Below are 3,615 nucleotides of genomic sequence, written 5' to 3'. Positions count from 1 at the left end.
TTCTTGGGCAGATGCAAATGGCGCGTGATGTTCTCCACCACCACGATCGCATCATCCACCAGGATACCGATCGAGAAAATCAGCGCGAACAGCGTGATGCGGTTGAGTGTGAAACCTGTCAGGTAGAACACCAATAGTGTCAACGCCAGCGTCGAGGGAATGGCCAGCGCCACAATCACCGACTCGCGCCAGCCCAGGCTGATCAGGATCAGGATCGACACCGACACAATCGCAATCAGCATGTGCAGCAGCAGCTCGTCCGACTTTTCCTGCGCGGTTTCCCCGTAGTGGCGGGTGATCGTCATCTCGACATTCGACGGAATCAGTTTCGGGCGTAAGTGCTCGACTTTTTCCAGTACCCGCTCGGCGACGGCAATCGCGTTCGTGCCGGCGCGTTTGGCGATCGAGAGCGTCACCGCCGCTTCATCTTCATGCCGCTGGCCCGAGGCGGCTCCCGAACCAAAAACTACTACCTGTCGCAGTTCTTCCGGACCGTCGACAACGGTCGCCACGTCGCGGAGATACACGGGTGCGCCGTTGAAAACTCCCAGCACTACGCGGTTGACGTCCTCAACGTCGCGCAGGAATCCGCCCGTCTCGACGATGATTTCTTCATTGTTGCGAACGATCCCACCCGCGCGATTCTGCCGGTTTGCCGCCTGCAACACCGGGATCACGCTTAGCGGATCAAGATTCCGTGCCGCCAGTGCGCCCGGATCAAGCTGGATGCGATATTGGCGCCTCAGGCCGCCGATCATGTGCGTCTCGGAAACATCCGGCACCTGCTTGATCTGCTCTTCAATCTCGGCCACCACGCGACGCAGGAAATAATGGTCTTCCGTTGAACTGTGAAATGTCAGCGCCAGAATCGGCACATCGTCGATCGACCGCGGCTTCAGGAGCGGAAACGACACTCCCGGCGGAATCCGATCAAAGTTGGACTGCAACTTTTGATTGAGTTTGACCAGGCTCTTTTCGATGTCTTCCCCCACCAGGTAGCGGACAATCACCAGCGCCTCTTCCGGGCGCGAGATCGAGTAGACGTATTCAACGCCCGGGATCTCCCAGATCAACTTCTCCATCGGCGCCGCCACCCGCTTCTCAACCTCTTCCGCGCTAAACCCGGGGACGCGCACCATGACATCCACCATCGGCACCTTGATCTGCGGCTCTTCCTCGCGCGGCAGCAGCGAGACCGCCAGTAATCCCAGCAGCACCGAAGCCAAAATGAATAGCGGCGTCAGCTTCGAATCGACGAACATCCGGGCCAGTGCACCCGCCAGGCCCGGTGACTTGTGCGTGTCCGACTCGTGCCGGCTCATAGCGACACCTCAACGCGATCACCGTCGAGCAGGTCGCGTTGATCGCTGACGACCACGGATTCATCCTCGCGCAAACCGGACAAGATCTCCAGCTTGTCGGGCAATTGCCGTCCGATCCGCACCAGCCGCAACATTGCGCGCTGGTCCGGCGTCACGACGTAGACCAGGTCCAACTGGCCGCGACGTACCCAGGCCGAACGCGGCACATACAACGTGACGTCGCCACCTTCGGCCGGCAAGAGCAGTCGCCCAAACTGGCCCGGCCGCAGCTTCTCGAGCGCCGGCAATCCGATCTTGGCGGAGAATGTCCGGCTCATCGGATCGGCTGAAGGGGACAGCTCATCCACGCGGCCCATGACCGTCGTATCGATGACGGCGATCGCGATGCGCACCTGCTGACCGACTGTAATCTTGTTGCGATACGATTCCGCAATCGTCACCGTGAATCGCGGCGCCCCCGCTTCCTCCAACGTGAACAACGGTTGACCCGGAAACGCCAGATCGCCGACGTCGACCAGCTTGCGCGTTACCACCCCGGAAAACGGCGCCGTGATCCGGGCATAGCTCAGAAATGTCTCCGCTTCGTGCAGTCCGGCCTCCGCGACCGCGGCGCGCGCCTTGATGCCGTCATATTCCTGCTGCGTAGCCGCACTTTCCGCGAGCAGCTTCTCGAAACGCGCCAGATCCTGTGATGCCTGTTCATTCATTGCCCGCGCCTGCTGGACCTTGGCTTGAAACTCCCTGGTGTCCAGCTCCGCCAGCAAATCTCCAGCCTTGACCCGGCTGCCGATATCGACGATGATGTGATCGATGCGCGACTGCACTTTGGTGCTGATATCCGCCGTGTTGCGCGCAACCACCGAACCCATGATCTCATCGTATGCGCCGCTGGCCAGCCGCTCCACGCGCGCGACCTTAACGGCCTTCGGCGTCATGTCGTCATTTGATTGCGGCTGCTGCTTGTCACCGCCGCAACCGGCCAGCACCAGCGTGAAGAAAACTACAATTGACCCGACTATCTGTCTCATCGCGAAGATCCTCCCAATATCGGCAGACTTAGTGCGCGGCGTAGCGTGGCGATCGCAATTAGACGATCCGCCTTGGCCTGCGCCAAACCAACTTCGGCTTGCACAAGATTATTCTCAGCATCTATGACATGCGACGTCAGCACCAGCCCCTGCTCGAAGCGTTGCCTTGTCAGATCGGCGCCTTCACCGGCCAACGCCACCGCCCGTTGCATCACTGCGACGCGCTCCGTCGCCTCCTTGAGCGAATTGGCCGCTGACGTCAACTCAACCGAGGTCTGCAGCCGCGCCAGCCGGGCGCCCTCCTCGGCAGCTCGCATCCGCGCGCGCTTCTCCTTGATCGTCGAACTCGTCAGGAATCCGTCGAATACCGACCAGGACAAGGTCAAGCCGGCTGTCCAACTGTTGTTTGAGCCGTCAAATTCCCAGCCCTTATAGTGGTCGACACTCGCGAACGCCGAAACCGACGGCATCAACCCGCCCCAGGCCGCGCGATATTCGCGCCGCGCCGCATCGGCAAACGCATCCCGCGCCGCCACCTCCGGCCTCATCGCCGGCGCTACGGCCCCCGGCTCGCTTAACTTGACCTCGTCTAACAACTGAAACTCACTCACACTCAGGCTGTCGAGCCCGATCGCCAGTCGCAGCCCTTCCTTGGCCAGGGCGAGGGCATTGCGTGACTGTAGCAGCCGCTCCTCCGCCTGCGCCTTCTCAACTTGCACATTCAACAAGTCGGTCTTCAGCGCGGTCCCGTTGTTGACGCGACTGGTCATCACTTGCTCGGTCGACGCGTAGGCGTTGACCGCCGTCTCGGAAGCGCGGACGAATTCCTGCGCCGTGAGGAGCCCGAGATAGGCGCGCGTCACACCCAGGATGATCTCATCTTCTGTCGCCTGCCGTGCAAAATCGCTACCGCGCGCCGCTGCGCGCGCGGCCCGCCAGATCGCCCAGTCACGTCCGCCATTAAACAAATTGATTGCAACCTGCGCCGTGGCCTGAAAATTGTCGGCGCGATCCGGATTGTTCAAATCACCCGCCAATTGGAATTCCCCCTGATTGAGCGCAAACATGAACACGTTGACCGCATTGTCGCTGGTCGTGTAGCCCGAATTCAGCCGCACCATCGGCAGAAACGCCGCCCGCGCCTGCGCCGCCCGGGCGGCGGCCTCCTGCACTTGCTCGCCGGCAATCCGCACCATCGGCGCCCGCTCCCGGGCCATCTGCGCCGCCTCTTCAAGCGATAACGGCGCACCCATAGCCGTCGCCAC

Annotated in this window: 3 protein-coding genes; all 3 read right to left on the bottom strand. The window is 61.4% G+C overall.

Translation table 11 applies throughout. The features are described from left to right. The coding region (locus tag IT585_12590) for an efflux RND transporter permease subunit (GenBank protein ID MCC6964084.1) at nucleotides 1-1,322 on the bottom strand (1,322 nt) is incomplete at its 3' end. Next, entirely contained in the window at nucleotides 1,319-2,350 is a 1,032-nt protein-coding gene (locus tag IT585_12585) for an efflux RND transporter periplasmic adaptor subunit (GenBank protein MCC6964083.1), read from the bottom strand. The genes IT585_12585 and IT585_12590, both read right to left, overlap by 4 nt. Continuing rightward, nucleotides 2,347-3,603, bottom strand: a complete 1,257-nt coding sequence (locus IT585_12580) for a TolC family protein (protein ID MCC6964082.1) — start codon at nucleotides 3,601-3,603, stop codon at nucleotides 2,347-2,349. The genes IT585_12585 and IT585_12580 overlap by 4 nt, the downstream gene beginning before the upstream one ends. Nucleotides 3,604-3,615 lie beyond the last annotated feature (12 nt).

It is taken from the genome of Candidatus Zixiibacteriota bacterium (assembly GCA_020853795.1).
GTDB lineage: Bacteria > Zixibacteria > MSB-5A5 > CAIYYT01 > CAIYYT01 > JADJGC01.
This window is presented reverse-complemented; position numbering and strand designations above follow the sequence as displayed.

Excerpts from the sequence above, each read along its gene's own strand:
- IT585_12580 (MCC6964082.1), bottom strand. The coding sequence starts at position 3,603 with ATGGGTGCGCCGTTATCGCTTGAAGAGGCGGCGCAGATGGCCCGGGAG.
- IT585_12585 (MCC6964083.1), bottom strand. The coding sequence starts at position 2,350 with ATGAGACAGATAGTCGGGTCAATTGTAGTTTTCTTCACGCTGGTGCTG.